Annotated in this window: 20 protein-coding genes; 6 read left to right on the top strand and 14 right to left on the bottom strand. The window is 66.1% G+C overall.

Annotation, left to right across the window (positions count from 1 at the left end; all coding sequences use genetic code 11):
• Window position 1: 1 nt before the first annotated feature.
• Entirely contained in the window at window positions 2–1438 is a 1437-nt protein-coding gene (locus IB255_RS28785; protein WP_081520056.1) for a cytochrome ubiquinol oxidase subunit I, read from the bottom strand.
• A 477-nt stretch (window positions 1439–1915) separates the two neighbouring features.
• Here IB255_RS28785 and IB255_RS28780 point away from each other — a divergent pair, with 477 nt between their 5' ends.
• The 3 genes from IB255_RS28780 (at window position 1916) to IB255_RS28770 (ending at window position 5001) form a co-directional block, all read left to right on the top strand.
• Window positions 1916–2695: a MetQ/NlpA family ABC transporter substrate-binding protein gene (locus IB255_RS28780; protein WP_081520055.1), complete on the top strand. Its 780-nt coding sequence runs from the start codon at window positions 1916–1918 to the stop codon at window positions 2693–2695.
• A gap of 118 nt (window positions 2696–2813) precedes the next feature.
• Window positions 2814–4004: a trans-sulfuration enzyme family protein gene (locus IB255_RS28775; RefSeq protein ID WP_192211214.1), complete on the top strand. Its 1191-nt coding sequence runs from the start codon at window positions 2814–2816 to the stop codon at window positions 4002–4004.
• Between the two features lie 19 nt (window positions 4005–4023).
• On the top strand, window positions 4024–5001 hold the full coding sequence (locus IB255_RS28770) for a sigma 54-interacting transcriptional regulator (RefSeq protein ID WP_192211213.1): 978 nt from the start codon (window positions 4024–4026) through the stop codon (window positions 4999–5001).
• A 68-nt stretch (window positions 5002–5069) separates the two neighbouring features.
• Here the strand turns inward: IB255_RS28770 and IB255_RS28765 are convergent, their stop codons facing one another.
• Window positions 5070–5405 (bottom strand): hypothetical protein, encoded by a 336-nt coding sequence (locus tag IB255_RS28765; protein WP_015478994.1) that lies wholly within the window; start codon window positions 5403–5405, stop codon window positions 5070–5072.
• Window positions 5406–6177: 772 nt separating this feature from the next.
• Here IB255_RS28765 and betT point away from each other — a divergent pair.
• Entirely contained in the window at window positions 6178–8136 is a 1959-nt protein-coding gene (gene betT, locus IB255_RS28760) for a choline BCCT transporter BetT (RefSeq protein WP_139791660.1), read from the top strand.
• Between the two features lie 265 nt (window positions 8137–8401).
• Here betT and IB255_RS28755 read toward each other — a convergent pair whose 3' ends face one another.
• From IB255_RS28755 to yedA, 9 genes are all read right to left on the bottom strand, one after another.
• Window positions 8402–8767 carry a type II toxin-antitoxin system VapC family toxin gene (locus IB255_RS28755; RefSeq protein ID WP_081520051.1) on the bottom strand — a complete coding sequence of 122 codons (366 nt, stop codon included), beginning with the start codon at window positions 8765–8767 and terminating at the stop codon, window positions 8402–8404.
• Window positions 8761–8976 (bottom strand): ribbon-helix-helix protein, CopG family, encoded by a 216-nt coding sequence (locus IB255_RS28750; protein WP_081520050.1) that lies wholly within the window; start codon window positions 8974–8976, stop codon window positions 8761–8763. The genes IB255_RS28755 and IB255_RS28750 overlap by 7 nt, the downstream gene beginning before the upstream one ends.
• A gap of 133 nt (window positions 8977–9109) precedes the next feature.
• Window positions 9110–11149, bottom strand: coding sequence for an OPT family oligopeptide transporter (locus tag IB255_RS28745; RefSeq protein ID WP_081520345.1), 2040 nt, complete (start codon window positions 11147–11149; stop codon window positions 9110–9112).
• Window positions 11150–11385: 236 nt separating this feature from the next.
• The gene (gene tauD / locus IB255_RS28740; protein WP_081520049.1) at window positions 11386–12222 is read right to left on the bottom strand and encodes a taurine dioxygenase; all 837 of its coding nucleotides are present in this window, start codon (window positions 12220–12222) and stop codon (window positions 11386–11388) included.
• Window positions 12223–12307: 85 nt separating this feature from the next.
• Window positions 12308–13126, bottom strand: coding sequence for an ABC transporter permease subunit (locus tag IB255_RS28735; protein ID WP_081520048.1), 819 nt, complete (start codon window positions 13124–13126; stop codon window positions 12308–12310).
• The gene (locus IB255_RS28730; protein WP_081520047.1) at window positions 13116–13919 is read right to left on the bottom strand and encodes a taurine ABC transporter ATP-binding protein; all 804 of its coding nucleotides are present in this window, start codon (window positions 13917–13919) and stop codon (window positions 13116–13118) included. Before IB255_RS28730 ends, IB255_RS28735 begins: the two co-directional genes overlap by 11 nt.
• A gap of 113 nt (window positions 13920–14032) precedes the next feature.
• Window positions 14033–15052, bottom strand: a complete 1020-nt coding sequence (gene tauA, locus IB255_RS28725) for a taurine ABC transporter substrate-binding protein (RefSeq protein WP_081520046.1) — start codon at window positions 15050–15052, stop codon at window positions 14033–14035.
• Window positions 15053–15257: 205 nt separating this feature from the next.
• On the bottom strand, window positions 15258–16160 hold the full coding sequence (locus tag IB255_RS28720) for an acyl-CoA dehydrogenase family protein (protein ID WP_081520045.1): 903 nt from the start codon (window positions 16158–16160) through the stop codon (window positions 15258–15260).
• 171 nt (window positions 16161–16331) lie between these two features.
• Window positions 16332–17219 (bottom strand): drug/metabolite exporter YedA, encoded by an 888-nt coding sequence (gene yedA, locus IB255_RS28715; RefSeq protein ID WP_081520344.1) that lies wholly within the window; start codon window positions 17217–17219, stop codon window positions 16332–16334.
• A gap of 165 nt (window positions 17220–17384) precedes the next feature.
• On the opposite strand from yedA, the gene IB255_RS28710 reads away from it, so the two are divergent.
• On the top strand, window positions 17385–17831 hold the full coding sequence (locus tag IB255_RS28710) for an Lrp/AsnC family transcriptional regulator (RefSeq protein ID WP_081520044.1): 447 nt from the start codon (window positions 17385–17387) through the stop codon (window positions 17829–17831).
• 332 nt (window positions 17832–18163) lie between these two features.
• Here IB255_RS28710 and IB255_RS28705 read toward each other — a convergent pair whose 3' ends face one another.
• Window positions 18164–19441 (bottom strand): acetyl-CoA C-acetyltransferase, encoded by a 1278-nt coding sequence (locus IB255_RS28705; protein WP_192211212.1) that lies wholly within the window; start codon window positions 19439–19441, stop codon window positions 18164–18166.
• Window positions 19442–19607: 166 nt separating this feature from the next.
• Between IB255_RS28705 and IB255_RS28700 the strand changes: the two genes are divergently transcribed.
• Window positions 19608–20963: a 3-oxoacyl-ACP reductase gene (locus tag IB255_RS28700; RefSeq protein ID WP_081520042.1), complete on the top strand. Its 1356-nt coding sequence runs from the start codon at window positions 19608–19610 to the stop codon at window positions 20961–20963.
• A gap of 134 nt (window positions 20964–21097) precedes the next feature.
• On the opposite strand, the gene IB255_RS28695 is transcribed toward IB255_RS28700, so the two are convergent.
• Both IB255_RS28695 and IB255_RS28690 read right to left on the bottom strand, forming a co-directional pair.
• On the bottom strand, window positions 21098–21502 hold the full coding sequence (locus tag IB255_RS28695) for an EF-hand domain-containing protein (RefSeq protein WP_081520041.1): 405 nt from the start codon (window positions 21500–21502) through the stop codon (window positions 21098–21100).
• Between the two features lie 64 nt (window positions 21503–21566).
• Window positions 21567–22574, bottom strand: coding sequence for an AraC family transcriptional regulator (locus tag IB255_RS28690; RefSeq protein ID WP_081520040.1), 1008 nt, complete (start codon window positions 22572–22574; stop codon window positions 21567–21569).
• Between the last annotated feature and the right edge of the window lie 125 nt (window positions 22575–22699).

The raw sequence follows: 22699 nt of genomic DNA, 5'->3' as shown, positions 1-22699 counted from the left end.
CTCAGTTCCTCCCCGCGTCAGTGCTGTCATCGTCGTCAAACCCCTCTTCAGTGGCCGACAGCGGCCGCGCAGCGGTACGTTTCTGGCCGGCGCCGCCATGGCTGGTCTCGCGGCCTTCGTGGGTGACCGGGCCCTTGCGCACCAGGCGCATCATGTAGCCGATGCCCACGCCGAACAGGCTGAAGTACACCAGCACGAACATCACCAGGGTCAGGCTCATCTGCGCGACACTGTGGTTGGACACCGCGTCCGAGGTACGCATCAGCCCGTAGACGACCCAAGGCTGGCGACCAATCTCGGTGGTGAACCAGCCGGCGAGGATCGCGATCAGGCCGGACGGTCCCATCCACAACACCAGATGGAGGAACGCGCGGTTCTCGAACAGCCGCTTGCGCCAGCGCAGCCAGACGCTCCACAGGCCCACCAGGATCATCAGCAGCCCCAGGCCGACCATGATGCGGAACGACCAGAAGATGATGGTGGAGTTGGGCCGGTCGGCTTTCGGGAAGTCCTTCAGCGCCGGGATCGGCTCGGTCAGGCTGTGGTTCAGGATCAGGCTGCCGAGGACCGGGATTTCGATCTTGAAGCGGGTTTCCTCGCGCTCCATGTCCGGCCAGCCGACCAGTATCAGCGGCGTCGGGCCGCCTTCGCTGTTGTCCCAGTGGCCTTCGATGGCGGCGATCTTCGCCGGCTGGTGCTTGAGGGTGTTCAGGCCGTGGGCGTCGCCCACCATGGCCTGGATCGGCGCGACGATCAGCGCCATCCACATGGCCATCGAAAGCATCTTGCGGATCGCCGGGTTGTCGCGGCCGCGCAGCAGGTGCCAGGCCGCCGAGGCGCCGACGAAGAAGGCGGTGGCGACGAACGAGGCGATCGCCATGTGCAGCAGGCGATAGGGGAACGACGGGTTGAAGATGATCGCCAGCCAGTCCACCGGCACCACGATGCCGTTGACGATCTCGTGGCCCTGCGGGGTCTGCATCCAGCTGTTGGAGGCGAGAATCCAGAAGGTGGAGATCAGCGTGCCGATCGCCACCATCACCGTGGCGAAGAAGTGCAGGCCCGGGCCGACGCGGTGCCAGCCGAAGAGCATGACGCCGAGGAAGCCGGCTTCGAGGAAGAACGCCGTGAGCACCTCATAGGTCAGCAGCGGGCCGGTGACGCTCCCGGCGAAGGCCGAGAAGGCGCTCCAGTTGGTGCCGAACTGGTAGGCCATGACGAGGCCGGAGACCACGCCCATGCCGAAGTTGACGGCGAATATCTTCGACCAGAAGTGATAGAGGTCGCGGTAGACCTCCTCGTTGGTCTTCAGCCACAGGCCTTCGAGTACCGCCAGGTAGCTGGCGAGGCCGATGGTGATGGCGGGGAAGATGATGTGGAAGGACACGGTAAAGGCGAACTGGATCCGGGCCAGGTCGAGCGCCTCTAATCCGAACATGACGATTCCTCTTCAGGCTGACGCCAACCCCACGGAAGGGTCGGGCACCGTACCTTGCGCATGCGCAGGGCGTTCTTGCGTGATGTCTGTGTTTCCAATGACTCAGTTTCGAGCCACCGATCTGGCGTCGGTTCGGGTTCTTTTTGCCGCTCAATCAGAATGGACCACCATCTGCATTGACGCCGCTCAAGAAACTGCATCGATCTTACGCGCCTGGCGAACGGGGACTGGAGTGGTGGGTTGCCGCGCGACGGGGTGTCGCGCGACAGCTTGTCTCAGGTCTCGCCCGCGCAAGCCATATGAACAAAATCGAATATGAAAATGAAAAATTAATATTTTATTGGAATAACAAGACCGGGTACCTTTCGCTGCAACCGCTGCCGAGTGAGCCGCGGAAAAAGAATCCACCGCCCGTACGAAGGCCCCATCCCGGCCGGCCCGGACGCCAGCGGTCATCTGCCCCACAAGGACATCGCAATGAAAAAGCTGCTGCTTCTGACCGCCCTCGCCGCTGCCTTCAGCACCACTGCCTTCGCCAACGAAAAGCTGGTTGTCGCTGCCACGCCGATCCCCCACGCCGAGATCCTCGAGCTGATCAAGCCGACCCTGGCCAAGGAAGGCGTGGACCTGGAGATCAAAGTCTTCACTGACTACGTGCAGCCCAACGTGCAGGTCGCCGAGAAGCGCCTGGACGCCAACTACTTCCAGACCAAGCCGTACCTGGACAACTTCAACTCCGGCAAGGGCACCAACCTGGTCACCGTGACCGGCGTGCACGTCGAGCCCTTCGGCGGCTACTCGAAGAAGTACAAGTCCATCGACCAGCTGCCTGACGGCGCCACCGTCGCCATCCCCAACGAAGGCAGCAACAGCGGCCGCGCCCTACTCCTGCTGCAGAAGGCCGGCGTGATCAAGCTCAAGGACCCGAGCAACGCCCTGGCCACCCCGAAAGACATCGCCGAGAACCCCAAGCACCTGAAGTTCAAGGAACTGGAATCGGCCCTGCTGCCGCGCGTGCTGGACCAGGTCGACCTGGACCTGATCAACACCAACTACGCGCTGGAAGCCAAGCTCAACCCGGTGAAGGACGCCCTGATCCTCGAAGACCGCAACTCGCCCTACGTGAACTATCTGGTGGCGCGTCCGGACAACAAGGACAGCGATGCCCTGAAGAAACTCTCCGCCGCCCTGACCAGCCCGGAAGTCAAAGCCTTCATCGAGAAGAAGTACAACGGCGCCGTGGTGCCGGCCTTCTGATCCGTCGCCCGGCCGCTGGCCGGGCGCAACGACTCCCACGCTGGGCGCGCCTTGAGCGCACCCGCTTCGACGCCGGTGGGCAGGTTCCACCGGCGTTTTTCTTATCCCAGGACTTGCCATGAGCGACCACGCCAAAGGCCCCTCCACCCGCGCCGTGCATGCCGGCCACGATGCCGACCGGCGCATGGTCACCCGCTCCAAGAGCCAGCCGATCTACCAGAGCTCGGTGTTCGTCTACGACTCGCTGGAACAGGTCGACGACTTCCTCGCCGGCAACCCCGACAACTACATGTACACGCGCATCGGCAACCCCAACCACAGCGCCGTGGAAGAGCTGCTGCGCGAACTGGAAGGCGGCGAGGACGCGCTGTTCTCCGCTTCCGGCATGGCGGCCATTTCCGCCGCGCTGCTGGGCGTGCTCGGCGCCGGCGATCACCTGATCGCCAGCCGCGAGCTGTACGGCACCACCCAGAGCCTGATCGAGAAGGAGCTGACGCGCTTCGGCATCGCCTCCAGCCTGCTCGACCTCAACGACCTGGCGGCAGTGGAAGCGGCGATCACCCCGACCACGAAGCTGATCTACACCGAAACCGCCTCCAACCCGCTGGTCCGCGTCAGCAACATCCCGGCGCTGGCCGAGCTTGCCCACCGCCACGGTCTCAAGCTGCTGGTGGACAACACCTTCCTCTCGCCAGTGCTCTACCAGCCGCTGCGCGATGGCGCCGACCTGGTGATCCACAGCACCACCAAGTACCTCAATGGCCACAGCGACGCCATGGGCGGCGCACTGGTCGGCGATGCGCAGTGGATCGCCGCCGCGCGGCGCTTCCAGATCAACGCCGGCGGCAGCGCCAGCCCCTTCGAGAGCTGGCTGAATTTCCGCGGTGCCAAGACCCTGGCCCTGCGCATGAAGGCCCACTCGCAGAACGCCCAGGCGCTGGCCGAAGCCCTCGAAGCGCACCCGCAGGTGGCCCGCGTGTTCTATCCCGGCCTGCCCTCGCATCCGGACTTCGAGCTGGCGCAGAGGCTGTTCCACAAGGGCCACTCGGGCATGTTGAGCTTCACCCTGAAGGGCGGTCTCGACCAGGTCGACGCATTGATCGGCGAGCTGCAACTGGCCGCTTTCGCGCCGTCGCTGGCCGGCGTCGCCAGCAGCATCACCCACCCCGGCAAGACCTCGCACCGCGCGCTGTCCGCCGAGGCCCTGACCGCGCTGGACATCCACGCCGGCACCATCCGTGTGTCGGTGGGCATCGAGGACAGCGAGGACATCGTCCGTGACTTCCTGCAGGCGCTGGACGCGCTGTAAGAGCAGAAGGAGATACCCCATGAATGCACCCCACGCGCCGCTGCCGCTGCTGACCTTCCCCGACGCCGACAAGAGCCCGCTGAGCATCCGCGCCAAGGCGCTGGTGTTCTTCGACCCGCGCTCCCATGAAGTGCGCGACGAGGTGGAGCGCCTGGCGCCGTTGCCGCAACCGGTGCTGATCCACGGCGAGACCGGCACCGGCAAGGAGCTGCTGGCCCGCCACATCCACCGCGCCAGCGAGCGCCCCGGCCTGTTCGTCGCGGTAAGTTGCAGCGCCCTGAGCCGCAACTACGCCGACGCCGAGCTGTTCGGTTACGCGCCGGGCGCGCACAACGGCCCGGTGGGCAGCCGCGCCGGCTGGTTCGGCTCGGCCAACGGCGGCACGCTGTACCTGGACGAGATCGCCGACCTGCCGCTGTCGCTGCAACAGAAACTGCTGCGCGTGCTGCAGGAGCGCGAAGTGCTGCGCGTCGGCGCGCGCGAGCCGGTGCCAGTGGACGTGCGCCTGGTCGCCGCCACCAGCATCGACCTGGGGCAGGCGGTGAAAGCGGGGAAATTCCTCGAAGGGCTGCAGCAGTACCTGCACGACGGCAACCTCACGCTGCCGCCGCTGCGCGAACGCATCGGCGATATCCAGCCGCTGGCCGAGTACTTCCTCGGCGTGCATGCGCAACGTCTGGAACTACCGGTGCCGCAGATCGCCACGGATACGCAGCGGGCACTGGAAGGCTATTCGTGGCCGGGGAATATCCGCGAACTGGAGAACGTCATCCACTTCGCCCTGCTGGTCAGCCCGGACGAGGAGATACGCCCGGAGCACCTGAACTTTTCAGGCGGCGTAGCGGGGTCAGGCGGCGTAGCAGGGTCAGGCGGCGCGGCCGGAACTGGCGGGGAAACGCAGGTAAGCGAAGAGGCGCTGGGGCGTCTGCTGCGCCAGCCCGGCGTCGAAGCGCAGCTGCGTGCGCTATTGCAACGCCTGGAGCACGAGCGCGGCTGAGTCGCCGCGCTGTAGTCGCCAGCGCGACCCGAAGGGCCGCGCACGGGCGACTGCATGCAACTGGGGTGTTACTTGGTAGCGGTGTTCGAGTGAGCGACCACCGGGGTGCACGACGGGTTGGTCAGCTTGGCCGGATCGGTCAGCAGGCCCGGCATCATGCGCGAGGTGCAGTTGAACACGCGGCCTTTGGTGGTGGTGGCGACGTAGGAGAGTTCCTGGCCACCCAGAGCGTCCGGCTGACCGGCTTTGACGTCGCTGACAACCAGCTCGTCGGAGGAAGCCAGACCGATCATCTGGGCGGTAGCGGCTTGCAGCGGAACGATGGCCTGGTTGGTGGTCATGGTCTGGCAACCGGCCAGCGAAGCGAAGAGTGCAGTGGCAATGGCGATGCGTTTGAAGTCCATCTCGAGATGCTCCCTGTTGGTGGTTTTTTGTCCTGCCGGGGGAGACTAACGGAATCAGCAAGTCAATCGCCATAGCCGTTTCACATGTTTTTCACGAAAAATTGCACACCCGTTCAAGTTTCCGGACTGGAACCCGCTCTATTCCGGTAACTGTGCTATGCGGAGAACTGTTTCACCGGCCTGACAGCCGGTAAACGTGGCAAAGCCACGAGTGGCGCTGAACCGTTTCACCTTTCGCGACGAACGGTCGCAGTGAAAGGCTTTGCCGAGTTGCAGGTCGGCAGGAGGGAATCCTGAGCAAAGAGTCAAAATAAGGTCGATTCCCCGCAAATATCGAAAAAAGCAGTCCCATCGACCAGATCAATACCCCTCATCAAGACCATTCACTTCTTTTCGTCACAATCTTCAGGGAAAATGGCTATCAGGCGGTCGGGACCCATTTTCCCCGGCGCCATTGGAGACTATCGTGACCAGCTTTGCCGCTCTTGCTAACTTCTTCGCCGCCACCGCTTTCCTGACCGCGCCCGCGAAGGCCGACCCGGAACGCCGTGAGATCCGTGAGGCGAAAAAGAACCGCCGCAAGTAAAGCAGTACCCGCTCCGCTCGGCCCTCGACCAGGGCCGGCGGCGGGACCACCGGTCCCGCTGATTGGCCTTTCAGGGCTCAATCGTGTTTTCATTGAATGCTTGTTCAAGGAAAATTTCGAGGGACCCCGCCCGTTTTGTCCGTTGCACAATCCTCCCCGTCCGTAACGCCCTCCCCCGCCATGCGCATGAACCCACCGGTCTTCTACGGTGCGGCCGCGCTGATCCTCATCTTCGCCCTCACCGTCATCGCCCAGCCACAACGGGCCGGTGAATGGCTGCTCGCCGCGCAGTCCTGGGCCGCCGACAGCGTCGGCTGGTACTACCTGCTGGCGATGACGCTGTACCTGATCTTCGTGGTGGTCACCGCGCTTTCCGGCTACGGAAAGATCAAGCTCGGTGCCGACCACGACGAGCCGGAATTCAGCTACCTGTCCTGGGCCGGCATGCTGTTCGCCGCCGGCATCAGCATCACCCTGTTCTTCTTCTGCGTGTCCGAGCCGCTGACCCACTTCGCCCAGCCGCCCCAGGGCGAGGCCGGCACGCCGGAAGCGGCGCGCCAGGCCATGCAGCTGCTGTTCCTGCACTGGGGCCTGCACGGCTGGGGCGTGTTCGCCCTGGTAGCAATGGCGCTGGCCTACTTCGCCTACCGTCACAACCTGCCGCTGGCGCTGCGTTCCGCGCTCTACCCGCTGATCGGCAAGCGCATCAATGGCCCCATCGGCTACACCGTGGATTGCTTCGGCATCATCGCCACGGTTTTCGGCCTGGGTGCGGACATGGGCTTCGGCGTGCTGCAGCTCAACGCCGGCCTCGACTTCCTGTTCGGCATCGCCCACAGCCACCCGGTGCAGATGACGCTGATCGCGCTGATGATGGGCGCAGCCATCCTGGTCGCCGTGTCGGGCGTCGACAAGGGCATCCGCCTGCTGTCGGACATCAACATGCTGCTGGCCTGCGCGCTGCTGCTCTTCGTGCTGTTCGCCGGCCCTACGCAACACCTGCTCAACACCCTGGTGCAGAACATCGGCGACTACCTCGGCGCCCTGCCGACCAAGAGCTTCGACCTCTACGCCTACGGCAAGGATGGCAGCGACTGGCTGGGTGGCTGGACGGTGTTCTACTGGGCCTGGTGGATCGCCTGGGCGCCCTTCGTCGGCCTGTTCATCGCGCGCATCTCGCGTGGGCGGACGATTCGCGAGTTCGTCTTCGGCGTGCTGTTCATTCCGCTGGGCTTCACCCTGGCGTGGATGTCGATCTTCGGCAACAGCGCCCTGGACCAGGTGCTCAACCATGGCTTCAGCGAGCTGGGCCGCGTTGCCATCAGCGATCCGTCCATGGCGCTCTACCAGATGCTGCAGAATTATCCGGCCAGCCGCGTGGTGATCGCGGTGACGGTGCTGGTCAGCTTCGTCTTCTTCGTCACCTCGGCGGACTCCGGCACCGTGGTGCTCTCCACCCTCTCCGCCCACGGCGGCAGCGCCGACGACGACGGCCCGAAGTGGCTGCGGGTGTTCTGGGGCGTAGCCACCGCGCTGGTGACCGGCGGCCTGCTGTTCGCCGGCAGCATCGATGCGCTCAAGTCAGCGGTGGTGCTGACTTCGCTGCCCTTCTCGCTGATCCTGCTGCTGATGATGTGGGGCCTGCACAAGGCGTTCTACCTGGAGTCCCAGCGTCAGCGCGCGCGCACCCACTCGCTGGCGCCGCCGCCCTCGGCCAAGCCCGGCGGCTGGAAGCGGCGCATTTCCCAGGCGGTGCACTTCCCTACCCGCGACGAGGTGTACCGCTACATGGTCGACGTGGTCAGCCCGGCGATCGCCGAAGTTTCCGAAGTGTTCCGCGAGAAGGGCCTGCAGGTCGATTCCGACCTGGACCTGAGCAACCTGGAAATCGGCCTGGAGATCGGCCACGGCGCGCAGCATCCGTTCCTCTACCAGGTCTCGATGCGCGGCTACTTCACCCCGTCCTTCGCCCGCGCCGGCATGGGCGGCCTGCACCTGAAGAACCGCCGCTATTTCCGCGCCGAAGTGCACCTTTCCGAAGGCAGCCAGGACTACGACCTGATGGGGTACAGCAAGGAGCAGATCATCAACGACATGCTCGACCAGTACGAGCGGCACCTGCAGTTCCTGCACCTGGTGCGCTGAACTCGGAGCCCCTTGTACGAGCAACTGTCTTTCCCTGGTAGTTCGGTGTTTGTGCTTTCCCCCTCACCCCAGCCCTCTCCCTCAGGGAGAGGGAGCAAATCGTACCGGCTGACGCTGTGGTTTCATCCGGCACCGAACGGTCCCCTCTCCCTCTGAGCGGGGCGCGCAGCCAGGGTTAGGGTGAGGGCCGATCCGCGCACAGATCTATCCGGTAGCGGGCCATGCCCGCGATCGCGCCCATGGGGCGCTCCTACAGGGGGGCTCGTTACAACTGATAAGGCAACCGCACTCCCGGCTCACGCTCGTCGAAATCCTTCACGTTGCGCGTCACCAGCAGCCGGCCTTCGACTTCCGCCGAGGCCTTGATGACCGCGTCCGGCAGCTTCACCCGCAGACGCTGGCGCACCTCCACCGCCCGCTGGGCGATGCGCTCGTCCAGCGCCAGCAGCGTGAAGCTGGAGAGAAAGGCGCGAGTGGCCGCTTCGGTCTGCGGCGTGGCGCCGATCAGTACTTCCATCCAGGTGATGATGCTGATGGCGCGGTCGCTGTAGAGCGCCAGCTCATCGCGGGCCTGCACATGGCCGTTGAGATAGTCGATAAGGATGTTGGTGTCGAACAGGACCTTCACCATTCCTCGCGCACCTTCTCCTGATACGCCAGGCCGTCCACCTGATTCTCCTGCCACAGGCCGAAAGCCGCGTCAGCGTCCGCCTGCGCGTGGTTGACCAGGTACTCGGCGATGGCCTCGCGAATGACCGAGGCACGGGATTGCTGCTGGCGTTCGCTGATGTCATTCAGGCGTTCCAGGTATTCAACAGGGATATCCACCAGGATGCGCATGAGAGCCTCCGAAATCTGATATCAGCATCATATATCATCCGACCAAACGAGATGCCGTCCGGCGACGAACAAGCGAAAGCTCCGACAACGAAAAAGGCGCCCGCAGGCGCCTTTTTCGCATCATGGCGAAGGATCAGCCGCGGGTGCCGGTCAACACCTTGCGGTAGAACAGCACGCAGATCGCCACGAACACCACCAGGCCCAGCCACTGCGCAGTGTCCTCGAAGCCGTCGCCGACCAGCGCCAGCGGCGTGGCGGAACCGGTGGTGCCGATGATGGCGGCGAGCAGGATGCCCATCAGGCTCTCGCCGACGATCAGGCCCGAAGCCAGCAGTACACCCCGGCGCTTGGGCTCGTCGGAGAACTTCTCCACATCCTTGCCGGCGGCTACCGCGCGCTTGGCCAGGGCGGTTTCCAGCAACCAGCCGATCACGGCGCCGACCACCAGGGTCATGCCGATGGTCGGCGGCAGGTAGATGCCCAGGCCGACGGCGAGCACCGGCAGGCTGGCCTTGCCGGTGCGGCGCAACAGCACGTCCACCAGGATCAGCGCGATGCCCAGCGCCACGCCGATGAGGATCATGTTCCAGTTCAGCGCATTGTGGAAAATCCCGCTGGCAATCGCCGTCATCAGCGTCGCCTGCGGCGCGGCCAGCGCGGCGTTCGGGTCCATGCCCTCGCGCGGCAGGGCGCCGGTGAAGCCGTAGGCGTTGAACAGCAGCTCCAGCACCGGCGGGATCACCAGGGCGCCGACCAGACAGCCGACGATCAGCGCCACCTGCTGGCGCCACGGGGTCGCGCCGACCAGGTAACCGGTCTTCAGGTCCTGCAGGTTGTCGTTGGAAATCGCCGCGATGGCGATCACCACCGAGGTGGTGAACAGCGCCAGGGCGATGGCCAGCTTGCCGCCCTGCTGGTCGAGGAAGCCGGTTTCCAGCGAGCCAACGCCGAGGATCAGCAACGACACCAGGATCACCGCGATGATGCCGATACCGGAGATCGGGCTGCTCGACGAGCCCACCAGGCCGGCCATGTAGCCGCAGGCAGCGGCAATCAGGAAGCCGAAGAAGAAGGCGAAGATCACGCAGACCGCCACCAGGCCCCAGAAGCCGAAGCCGTGCAGGTCCGGCGCGGCCTCGCCGAGGAAGTAGGAGAACACCACGAACAGCGCCAGCAACAGCACACCGGCGATGGTAACGATCCACTTCGCCGACAGGTCCTGCTCGGTGCGCAGGTCGCTCACCTCACCACGCCCGCGCACGGCACTGAGCGACGACCAGACGCCCTGCACCATGGGCTTGAACAGCGTGGCCAGGGTCCACAGCGCGGCAATACCGATGGTGCCGGCGCCGAGGAAGCGCACCTGGCTGCTCCACAGTTTGGTGGCCAGCTCCGGCAGGCTCTGCCCGGCGGCCAGCACGCTGTTCACCGAGAGCAGCGGCACGGCCACCCCCCAGGCGATGACCACGCCGATCAGGATGGCGATGCCGGCGGTAATGCCCATCAGGTAGCCGGCGCCCACCAGCGCCAGGGAGAAGCCGGTGGACAGGCGGAACGCCGCCTGCCCGGCGGTGAGCCAGAAGCTGAAGCCTTCGGCGAGCACCTTGAAACCGCTGCTGAGCAGGCTGAACGCGGCAGCGACCACGCCACCGGCGAGGATGTCACGCAGGCCCGGGCCACCGGCTTTCGCGGGCTTGCCAGCCTTTTCCTCTTCCTCGTCCTGGCTGCCGACGCGCAGGATCTCCGCCGCCGCCACGCCCTCGGGGTACGGCAGGTTGCTCTGCACCACCATCACCCGACGCAGCGGGATGGTGTAGAGCACGCCGAGAATGCCGCCGATGGAGCAGATGGCGGCGGTCTGCCAGAACGGGAAGCCGCTCCAGTAGCCGATCATCAAGAGGCCGGGAAGGATGAAGATGATCGAGGACAGGGTGCCGGCCGCCGAGGCCTGGGTCTGCACCATGTTGTTCTCGAGAATGTTGGAGCCGGAGAAGTAGCGCAGCACGGCCATGGAAATGACCGCCGCGGGGATCGACGAGGCGAAGGTCAGGCCGACCTTGAGGCCGAGGTACACATTGGAAGCGGTGAACACCACGGTAATCAGCGCGCCGAGGATCAGGCCTCGAACCGTCAGCTCGGCGAGGTTGGACTCGTCCGGAATCCGTTCTTGCATGTAGGCAGTCTCATACATAAACACGACCGCCAAAGCGTAGGACAGTGCGCCATCCACCGCGACCCAGAATGGCGACGAATGCGGTCTGCGGTGCGGCTTTGTTGCCGCAAGTCACGGGGATCGTAGGAAATTCCGAGCCGACACCGAGCCCGTAGGGCGCATAACGCCTACAGCGTTATCCGCCATTGCGGCGGATAACCCGTTCCGGGTTATTCGCCCTACCGGAACAAAGTCCGTCAGAACGGCTTGTCGCCGAGAATCGTCGCGCGGTGCATCACCCGGCGCTGCGGGCGGTAGTCGTCCACCGCGTAATGCTGGGTCACGCGGTTGTCCCAGAAGGCCACGTCGTTCTCCTTCCAGCGCCAGCGAACGGTGAACTCGGGGCGGGCGAAGTGGGCGAACAGCAGGTCGAGAATGGCGCGGCTTTCCGCCGGCTCCAGCTCGTTGATGCGGGTGGTGAAGCCATCGCTGACGAACAGCGCCTTGCGCCCGGTGACCGGATGCGTGCGGATCACCGGGTGGCTGCGCGGTGGGTTCTTCTTGCGCGCTTCTTCCAGGCGAGCCAGGTCCGCGTCGGTGGCGCCGAAGCGCTCCTGGGGGAAGGACTTGCTGATGTCGTGAGTCGCGGTTAGGCCGTCGAGCAACTGCTGCAGCGGCTTGGACAGCGCTTCGAACGCCGCGATGCCGCTGGCCCACAGGGTGTCGCCACCGTAGGGCGGCAGCTGCTTGGCGGCCAGTACGGCGCCCAGCGCCGGAGTCTCCAGGAAGGTCACGTCGGTGTGCCAGATGGCGTTGTCGCGCACGTCGGTGACGGCGGTGTCGAGGACGATGACTTCGCGCTGTTCGGGCGAACTGGGGTAGATCGGGTGGATGTGCAGGTCGCCGAAGCGCGCGGCGAAGTTCGCCTGCTGGGTCGGCGTCAGCGGCTGGTCGCGGAAGAACAGCACGTGATGATCGAGCAGGGCCTGCTCGATCTGGCGCTGCGCCGCGTCCCCCAGCGGGTCGGCCAGGCGTACGCCGGAAACGATGGCGCCCAGGGCCGGGCTGATGGGTTCGATACTCAGGGTGGTCATGTTCGTGTTCTCTCATGAGGTTCACGGGAAGAGCCACGCTCTCCCCTGCCCCTCGCCGGCATGGCGAGGGCGTCGAATCGGTTTGTTATTCCCAGGAAGCGAAGCGCTTCTGCAGCCAGCGCAGGCCCAGTTCGAAGCTCAGCGCGATGGCGGCGATCAGCAGGATTCCCAGCACCACCACATCGGTGGCGAGGAACTGCGCGGCGGACTGCACCATGAAGCCCAGGCCACGGTTGGCGGCGATCAGCTCGGCGGCGACCAGGGTCGACCAGCCCACGCCCAGGGCGATGCGCAGGCCGGTGAGGACGTCCGGCAGCGCGCTCGGCAGGATCACGTGGCGGACCACCTGCAGGCGGCTGGCGCCCAGGCAGCGCACGGCCTGGATGCGCGACTTGTCCACGCGGCGCACGCCAGCGGCGGTGGCGATCAGCAACGGTGCGAACAGCGCGAGGTAGATCAGCAGCACCTTGGACAGCTCGCCGATGCCGAACCAGATGACGATCAGCGGCAGGTAGGCCAGCGGCGGCACCGGGCGGTAGAACTCCACCAGCGGATCGAACGCCGCGCCCACCAGCGGGTTGAGGCCCATCAGGATGCCCAGTGGAATGGCCGTCAGCACCGCCGCGCCCAGCGCCAGCAGTACGCGCAGCAGGCTGGTGCCGATGTGCTGCCACAGCGACGCATCGACGTAGCCCTCGGCGAGCAGGCGCTGGAAGGCTTCCACCAGTTGCTCCGGCGCAGGCAGGAATAGCGTGTCGACCCAGCCCAGGTGCGTGGCCAGCCACCAGAGCACGAAGATCGAACCGACGCTGCCGGCGGCGGCCCAGCGGCGGTAGTCGCGCGGCACACTGCGGGCATTAGGCACGGCGGCGGGGAGTTTGCCGGCGAGGGTATCAGTGGGCATGTTCGGCCTCCGGTTCCTCAAGCGTCTCTTCCAAAAAAAGATCCAGAAGGAGTTGGCGCAGGCGCGCGAATTCCGGGTCGGACTTGATCGAGCGCACCGCCTCGCCAGCGGCGTAGCGGCGGGCGAAGTCCAGCGGCAAGCGCTTGACGATGCGCGCCGGCGGGCCGTCCATCACCACCAGGTCGGTGGCGAGGAACAGCGCTTCGTCGACGCTGTGGGTGATCAGGAACAGGCCCTTGCCGGTCTTGCGCCACAGGTCGAGGGTCAGCACCTGCATGCGCTCGCGGGTCAGTGCGTCGAGGGCGCCGAAGGGTTCGTCGAGCAGCAGGAAATCCGGCTCCACCGCCAGCGCGCGGGCCAAACCCAGGCGTTGCCGCTGGCCACCGGAAAGCTGCGAGATGCGGTAGTCCGCGTGCTCGCCCAGGCCCACCAGCTTGAGGACTTCATGGGCGCGGGCGTTGCGCCCGGCAGCGCCAACGCCACGGATACGCAGACCCAGCGCGACGTTATCCAGCGCGCTCAGCCAGGGCATCAGCGCGTCGTCCTGGAACACCACGCCGCGCTCGCCGCCGGGGCCACTGAGGGTGCGGCCGTCGATCTGCACGCGGCCGTTGTCCGGCGCCTGGAAGCCCGCCAGCACGTTGAGCAGGCTGGACTTGCCGCAGCCGGAAGGGCCGAGCACCACCAGAGATTCGCCCTTGGCCAGGCTGAGAGTGAGGTCCTGCAGCACGACGCGCTCGCGCCCGCGCTGCTGGAAAGTGAGGCTGACTGCCTCGGCCGTCAGACGGCTCATGTTCTGCCCTCCGTAGGGTGAGAAGGATTACGTAGAAGCTCCCTGTAGGAGCGGGCCATGCACGCGATTCGCGCGCGTGGCGCACTCCTACAGGTTGAGTCCGTCGTTGCGCCTCAGCGCTGCCCGACCTGCACGCTCTCCGCCTGGCGCACGTAATCGGCGCTGACGTAGGGCGAGTAGTCCTTGAGCACCGAAGGCACGCGCTTCTGCTCTTTCAGGAAGGCGGCGGTGCCGGCGATGTCCTTGGCGGTGCCGCCACCCAGCAGGGCGGACGACAGCTGCGCCTGGGATTCGGGGAAGGCAGAACCGGCCAGCAGCTCGGGCACGTCCTTCGGATCGGCGCCGGTCAGCCGGGCGATCTTCTTCACCTGCTCGGAATCGGCGGTCCACTGCGCCTTGTGCGCGTTGTAGTCAGCGAAGGAGTCCAGGCTCACACGGGCGAACTTGGCGATGACTTCCGGGTGCTTCTCAGCGAAGTCCTTGCGGGCCACCCAGACTTCGAAGGTCGGTGCACCCCACTGGCCGACTTCGGCGGCGTCGGTCAGGACCTTGCCGGACTTCTTGATCTCGCCCAGGGCGGGTGACCAGACGAAGGCGCCATCGATGTCACCACGGCGCCAGGCGGCAGCGATCTCGGTGGGGTTGAGGTTGACGATCTTCACCTTGGTCGGGTCGATCTGCCAGTGCTTGAGCGCGCCCAGCAGGCTGTAGTGCGAGGTGGAAACGAAGGGCGTGGCGATGGTCTTGCCGATCAGGTCTTCGGGCTTCTCGATCTTGCTGCCGTTGCGCACCACCAGGGCCTCGGCGGCATTGATCTGCGCGGAGACGATGAAGGCCACGATCGGCAGGCCGCGCGAAGTGGCGGCGGCCAGCGGGCTGGAACCGAGATTGCCCAGTTGCACATCGCCCGAGGCGATGGCGGCGACCACTTCCGGGCCGCTGTTGAAACGGCGCCAGTCGAGCTTCTCGCCGATGACCTTTTCATAGGTGCCATCGGCTTGCGGAACCTTGGTCGGGTCGATGCCGGTCTGGTAGCCCAGGACGATGTCGGCGAACGCGGCGCTCTGGAAGGTCAGGGCAGCCGCCACAGCGACGCCGGCCACGGCACGGCGTACGAAACGAGGTTTGTTCATGGTGTTTCCTCTGAAGGTAACGGCGGTGCCGGCCTCACAGAGGGGACGGACCACGGGACGGGGTTCGATGGATGAAACAGGTGTCCGGCGGTCCGGTAGAGCTAGATTACCGATATAAAAAACTTCGAATAAATAATTTTTAGTTCTTAACTTATGAGCACCAGCGCTTGTCTCGATTCGGCTACAGGCCCCGTGCTACGGCGCCTCAGGTGGCGCCGGCGAGCACACGGGCGCGAGTGCCCTCCTGGCGCAAGCCGACCTGCACCGCGTGCTGCGCCACTGCTGCGGTTTCCGCCACCAGGGTCGCGAGCGCCGCGCTGCGGCTGAAGCTCAGGCTGTTGCCCGCCGCCTGGGCGGACTCGAAGGCCACTGCCGACTGCTCGGACAGCCGAAGCCCCAGCGCCAGCAGCCGCTGCAATCCCCCCGCCGCCGCCCGCGCCGGCAGGTTCTCGAAGGCCTGCACGGCAAGGCCCAGGGCAATGTTCGCCTGCAACAATGCGGAGAGGCTGCCGCGCAGTTGCGCACGGGGCGTCCACGGCAGGCCGGGCGGCAGCAGGATGTCCTCGGGATGCAGGCGCACTTCGTGGCAATGCAGCAGGCCGCCGCCGCTGGGTTCGAAACGATCCAGCCCGCTGCGATCCGCCGGCAGCGCGGCGATCAGCAAACCCTCGCTGGGCGCATGGCGCGCCGAGATCAGCAGCCAGTCCACCGCCTCGGCGCCGAAGCAGTCATGGCGCCCGCCCTGCAACAGGAAACCACCGCGCCGATGCTCGCGCGCCAGCAAGCGGCTTTCCTGGTGATTCACCGCCTCGCCCCACAGCCATTCGCGCTCCACGCTGAGCGGCAGCAGGCGCTCGCGCTGCTCGGCGCTGCCCAGCAGCAACACGCTGGCCAGTTGCAGGTGATGCAGGGCGAACAGCCGCGCCAGGGTGCCGTCGCGCTCGGAGAGATCGCGCAGGGTCTGCAGCACCTCGTCCCAGCCGGCACCACGGCCGCCGTACTCGCGCGGCACGGACAGGGCCAGCAGGCTGGACGCGCGCAGGGCATCGCTCCAGCGCTGGGTGGGAGGCAATTCGGAAAGCGTGGAAAACGGCACCACCAGGCTCATGCACACCTCGGCTCGAAGGGTGGATCAGTGGCCTGGGCGTATGGCGCGCGGGTGTACTGAAAGGGAGGAAAGAAACAAAGAAGAACGGCCTCCGAACGGAGGCCGTTGCATACCCTAGCGAATCGCGCGAGACGCGCGAAATAACCTTTCGGGCTTAGCTCATGCCGCGACTCAGATGGCTTCCTTGCGCCGCCACTGCGGCAGGCCGATCAGCACCACCGCGCTGATGATCACCGCCATTGCCAGGGATTCCGCCAGGCCGATGTGCTCGCCGGCGAATACCACGCCGAGCATCACTGCCACCGCCGGGTTGACGTAGGCGTAGCTGGTGGCCGCCGCCGGGCGCACGTTGGCCAGCAGGTACATGTAAGCGCTGAAGGCAATGATCGAGCCGAACACCACCAGGTAAGCCAGCGCGCCCCAGCCGGCAGCGGTGGGCATCTGCTCCAGGCGCTCGCCAGTGAGGAAGCTGCCCAGCAGCAGCACGCCGCCGCCCACCAGCATTTCCACCGCGCTGGCCATGGCGCCGCCGGGCAGGTCCAGGCGCCGGCTCCACACCGAACCGAAGGCCCAGGTCGCCGCCGCGAAGAGGATCAGCGCCGCGCCCGCCGGGCTGCCCTGCAGGTTCGAGCCGAGGTTGAGCAGCACGATACCGAACAGGCCCAGAGCGATGCCGGCCCATTCCAGCGCGTTGGTACGGTTGCCGAAGAAACGCCCGAACACCAGGGTGAACAGCGGCACGGTCGCCACCGCCAGCGCCGCCACGCCCGAGGCCACGCCCCAGTGCTCGGCCACCGTCACCCCACCATTGCCGCAGCTGAGCAGGAGGATGCCAATGGCGCCCGCCGACAGGCACTGCCTGAGCGTCGGCAAGGGTGCGCCGCGGGTGAGCATCCAGACGAACAGGATCGCCCCGGCGATGATGAAGCGGCAGCCGGCCATCAGCATCGGCGGCCAGGATTCCACGCCGATGCGGATCACCAGGTAGGTCGAGCCCCAGATGAAGTAGAGGGCGAAGAAGGCAGCAATCAGGGTCAGTGAGACGCGGGCTCTGGGCATGGGCATCGTGGTCATGGGTGGGGCTCGACAAGGCAGGCGGAGCGCTTCATTTTATGCAGGTCAACCGCCCCGGATAAGGCACAGACAACGCCATTACGGGCATAACACTTTTCATTCGATGGATTTTCGCGAGCCTTGCCGTCGAATCAAAACCGGAGTCTTCGCATGGACAAGTACGACCGCGCCCTGCTCGCCGCCCTGCTGGAAGACGGCCGGCTGTCCTTCGCCGAACTGGCCCGGCGGATCAACCTCTCCCCGCCCGCCGTGGCCGACCGCGTGGCGCGCCTGGAGGCCGAAGGAGTGATTACCGGGTACCACGCCAGCGTAGACCTGTCGAAGATGGGCCGCTCGATCCAGTGCCTGATCGAGATGCGCCTGAACGACCACCGCAGCAAGAGCATGCTCGACCCGCTGCTGGAGATCCCGCAGATCATCGACTGCTACCGCATCACCGGCGAGGCCTGCGTGATGCTCAAGGTGGCGGTCAGTTGCACCCAGGAGCTGGAAGAGCTGATCGACCGCCTCGCCCAGTTCGGCACCAGCAAGACCTCGCTGGTGCTTTCCACCCCGTTCTCGCGGCGAATCCATCCGGGAATGTTGCAGGGCGGTTGAGCCGCCTATCTAGAAGGAAATTGCGCCCCCGCCAAACGACGGCCGCAGCCTGTAGGAGCGAGGGGGACGCCTGGTTCTTGCTCGCAAACACCGGCCGATTCCGAAGCCAATCCCGTAGGGCGCATAACGCGCCAGCGTTATCCGCCGCTCCCTTGCCGGCGGATAACCTGTCCCAGGTTATGCGCCCTACGCGTTGCTCTTCGTAGGAGCGAGCTTGCTCGCTCCTATAGATCCGGCGGATAAAAAAAGGCGGCGCCGCTCGCGCGGTGCCGCCTGAAGTCACGGAGTTGCTACATCGCGGGACCGAAAAACATCGGTCCCGCTGTATTGGATTACCGTTCGATGATCGCGGTCACACCTTGACCGCCTGCCGCACAGATGGAAATCAGCCCGCGCCCCTTGCCAGCGCCATCCAGCAGCTTGGCGAGGTTGGCGACGATGCGCCCACCGGTGGCCGCGAACGGGTGGCCGGCGGCCAGCGAGCTGCCCTTCACGTTGAGCTTGCTTCGATCGATCGAGCCCAATGGTGCGTCGAGGCCAAGGCGGGTCTTGCAGTAGTCCGCGTCCTCCCAGGCCTTGAGCGTGCACAGCACCTGCGCGGCAAAGGCTTCGTGGATTTCGTAGAAGTCGAAGTCCTGCAGGGTCAGGCCGTTGCGCGCCAGCAGGCGCGGCACCGCGTAGACCGGCGCCATCAGCAGGCCCTCGTGTCCGCCGACGAAATCCACCGCCGCCGCTTCGCCATCCTTGAAGTACGCCAGGATCGGCAGGCCGCGCTCCTTCGCCCACTCCTCGCTGGCCAGCAGCACTACCGAGGCGCCATCGGTCAGCGGCGTGGAGTTGGCCGCCGTCAGGGTGCCGCGCGAGCCGCGCTCGAACACCGGCTTCAAGGTGCCGATCTTCTCCAGGTTGATGTCCGGGCGTAGATTCTGGTCGCGTACCAGGCCGCGGAAGGGCGTCATCAGGTCGTTCTGCCAGCCTTCGTCGTAGGCAGCAGCCAGCTTGTGATGACTCTCGAAGGCCAGCTTGTCCTGCTCATCGCGCGGGATGGCCCAGGTCTGCGCCATCAGTTCGCAGTGCTCGCCCATCGACAGCCCGGTACGCGGCTCGCCGTTTTTCGGGATGTGCGGCATCAGGTGGCGCGGGCGAATCTTCAGCAGGCTCCTGATCTTCTCGCCGTTGGACTTGCCGCGGTTGGCTTCCAGCAGGATCTTGCGCAGCCCTTCGTTGACGCCGATGGGCGCATCGGAGGTGGTGTCCACGCCGCCGGCAATGCCGCAGTCGATCTGCCCGAGGGCGATCTTGTTGGCCACCAGGATCGCCGCTTCCAGGCCGGTGCCGCAGGCCTGCTGGATGTCATAGGCCGGGGTTTCCGGCGCCAGGCGCGTGCCCAGCACGCACTCGCGGGTCAGGTTGAAGTCGCGCGAATGCTTGAGCACCGCGCCGGCGACGACCTCGCCCAGGCGCTCGCCGTGCAGCTTGTAGCGCTCGATCAGCCCGTCCAGCGCGGAGGTCAGCATCTCCTGGTTGCTCGCCGTGGCGTACACGGTGTTGGAGCGGGCGAAGGGAATACGGTTGCCGCCGACGATGGCGACCCGGCGCAATTGGGTCATGCAGGGCTCCTGAGAATGAGCGTTGAAGTGCGGTCAAGGCTAACCTTAGCCGCTTGTGTCGCATTGGCCGCCCCGCCGTTGCGCAGGTCAGCGCGGTCAATTGCGCCGAACCCGCCGCTGCGTAGAGTGGTCAGCACTTTAGAGACCCTGTGCAGGAGCCCGTTCCATGACCGATCGCTACATCGCCTTCGCCAACTCCAACGTCGGCCGCCGCCTGGTCGGAGCCCTCGGCCTGCCTGCGCCGGTCCGCCTGGAGCGCTGGAGCGCCGGGCGCACGCGGCCGGTGGACGGGGCGCTGCTGCTCGGCGGCGAGGGCAACCTGAACGAGGCGGTGCTGCCCTTCGCCGAGCGCCTGACCGATGCGGTGTTCTCCTTCAGCGACGGCCAGTACGGCCTGCCACGCTGGACTGCCGAGCATGGGCCGAAGCTCAAGGCCATCGTCTTCGACGCCAGCGGCCTGACCCGTTTCGAGCAGACTCTCGAGCTGCGCACCTTCTTCCAGGGCGCCCTCAAGGGCCTGGACAAATGCCCGCATGTGGTGATCCTCGGCCGCGCGCCGGAATCGGTCAAAGACCCCATCGCCGCCAGCGTGCAGCGCAGCCTGGAAGGCTTCAGCCGCTCGCTGGGCAAGGAAATCCGCCGCGGCGGCAACGTCCAACTGGTGTACGTCGGCAAGGGCGCCGAGGACCAGCTCGAAGGCGCGCTGCGCTTCTTCCTCTCGCCCAAGAGCGCCTACGTGTCGGGGCAGGTGGTGCGCCTGTCCGCCTACGACAAGCAGGTACAGGACTGGAGCCGCCCGCTGGTGGGCAAGCGCGCGCTGGTAACCGGCGCCGCCCGTGGCATCGGCGCAGCCATCGCCGAGACCCTCGCCCGTGATGGCGCCGACGTGGTGCTGCTGGACGTGCCGCCGGCGAAGGACGCCCTCGATGCGCTGGCCGCGCGCCTGGGCGGGCGTGGCGTGGCACTGGACATCTGCGCCGCCGACGCCGGTGCTCAGCTGGTGGCAGCACTGCCCGATGGCGTGGACATCGTGGTGCACAACGCCGGCATCACCCGTGACAAGACCGTCGCCAAGATGAGCGAAGCCTTCTGGAATTCGGTGATCGACGTGAACCTCAAGGCCCCGCAGGTGCTGACCCAGGCCCTGCTGGACGCCGGCAAGCTGCACGACGACGGCCGCGTGGTGCTGCTCGCCTCCATCAGCGGCATCGCCGGCAACATGGGCCAGACCAACTATGCGGTGAGCAAGGCCGGCCTTATCGGCCTGGCGCAGGCCTGGGCGCCGGCGCTGGGCAAGAAGGGCATCAGCATCAACGCGGTGGCGCCGGGGTTCATCGAAACCCAGATGACCGCCGCCATCCCGCTGACCATCCGCGAGGCCGGCCGGCGCATGAACTCCATGGGCCAGGGCGGCCTGCCGCAGGACGTTGCCGAAGCCGTGGCGTGGTTTGCTCAGCCGGGTTCAGGCGCGGTAAGCGGGCAAGTGCTGCGGGTTTGTGGGCAGAGCCTGTTGGGCGCCTGATCCGGCATGGCCAGCTTGTACAACAGCTCCGTACCTCGATCTTCGGTGTAGGGCGCATAACGCCTACGGCGTTATCCGCCGTCTTGGCGGATAACCCGTTCCGGGTTATTCGCCCTACGGGTGCCAGCGCTCAATCACCCCCGCGCCGCCACCAGTTCGCGGAACTCTTCCGCACTCACCCGGTGATCGCCATCGCGGTCCGCGCGCACGATCAGCGCCGGCTCCTGGGTCATGAACTCCGCCTGGCTGACCTTGCCGTCGCCATCCCGGTCCGGCCAGGCAATGGCGTTGGGGGAGACGTTCACGCTGGGGTTGGGCGGGGTCACTTCCTCGCGGGTGAGCAGTCCGTCCTGGTTGCGATCCAGCCGGTGGAACATGCGCACGCGCATGGCGGACAGGTCATCGGCCTCGATGAAGCCGCTGCCGTCGCGGTCCAGGCGGGCGAACGCCGTCTGCTCCATTTCCCCCGCCATGGCGTGCTCAGCGCTCAGCAGCAGGACGGTGGACAGCAACAGGGTCTGGCGGATTCGGCTTTGCATCGGGCGTACCTTGGCGGAAATTGACCGGCAAAGCCTAGCCAGAGGCGGACTCGAAACGGTTCGATCACTCCGCCGGCGGTTGCGGGCGGCCGCGGCGGCGGAACTCCACCGGGGTCTCGCCGACCCAGCGCTTGAAGGCGCGGTAGAAGGTGCTCGGCTCGGAGAAGCCGGTGCGTTCGACGATCACCTCGATGCGCTCGTCGGTCTTGAGCAGCAGCTCCTTGGCCAGGCGGCAGCGGTAGTCGGTGACCAGGTCGTTGAAGCGCACCCCGGCCATGGCCAGGCGCTCACGCAGACGGCGGGCGGGCATGTCGAGACGGGCGGCGACCTGCTCCAGCGTCGCGCCGCCATCCACCAGCAGCACGCCGATCAGTTCGCGTACCTTGCGCACCAGGTCCAGCCGCTCCACTTCCGCCAGTTGCCGGCGCGCCAGGGACTCGTGCATGCGCAGCAGTTCCGGCGCGGCATGGCGTGAGGGCTTCTCCAGCACTTCGGCGTCGAACACCAGCGCATAGCGATCAGCGCCCAGCACCGCCGGGCAGCCGTAGACCTCGCGGTAACGCTCGGCGGGCGCGCCTTCCTCGTGCATCAGTTGCACTTGCTGGGGCTTGAAGTCGCCCTCGGTGAGCGCGTGGAACAGGCGAACCACCGCACCGGCGAGCATTTCGGGGAAGTGGCGGTTGGTCCCGGCGGTGTGGCCGAGCAGCAGCACGGCCTTCTCGCCCTCTACTTCCAGGCGGGCGTTGAGGGTGTCGGAGAGCAGGCGCACGTAACGCAGGGCATGACGCAGGCCTTCGCCGAAGGTGGCGCTGGAAAGGAACAGGTACTCCAGCAGCAGGCCATGGAACGCGGGAAGGTGGCCGGCCAGATAGAGGCCGACGTGCTCTTCGCCGCACTCTTCGGCGGCCGCCTTCCAGAACAGGTTCTGTGCGCTGTGGGGGAATCGTCCGGCAGGCAGGCTGCCGGCCGGCAGGCCGACGCGAGCCAGCACGCGGTCGGGGTCGGTACCGCTGGCGCGCAGGGCGTCGATCACCGGGCGCATCAGCGCCACATCGTCGGTCAGATCACGCATGGTGTTTTTTCTAGTTATCCATGAGGCGGGCCCATCTTAGGCAGCTTTCCTATCGCCCCTCAAGAGAATCAGGAACAAGCGTGCGGGAAATATCCGGGCAATCGGACGGTCACATTGACTTGCCT

This window comes from Pseudomonas sp. PDM22 (assembly GCF_014851965.1).
Taxonomy (GTDB): domain Bacteria; phylum Pseudomonadota; class Gammaproteobacteria; order Pseudomonadales; family Pseudomonadaceae; genus Pseudomonas.
Note: the sequence above shows the minus strand (reverse complement) of the source record. Positions and strands in the feature narration are given on the sequence as shown.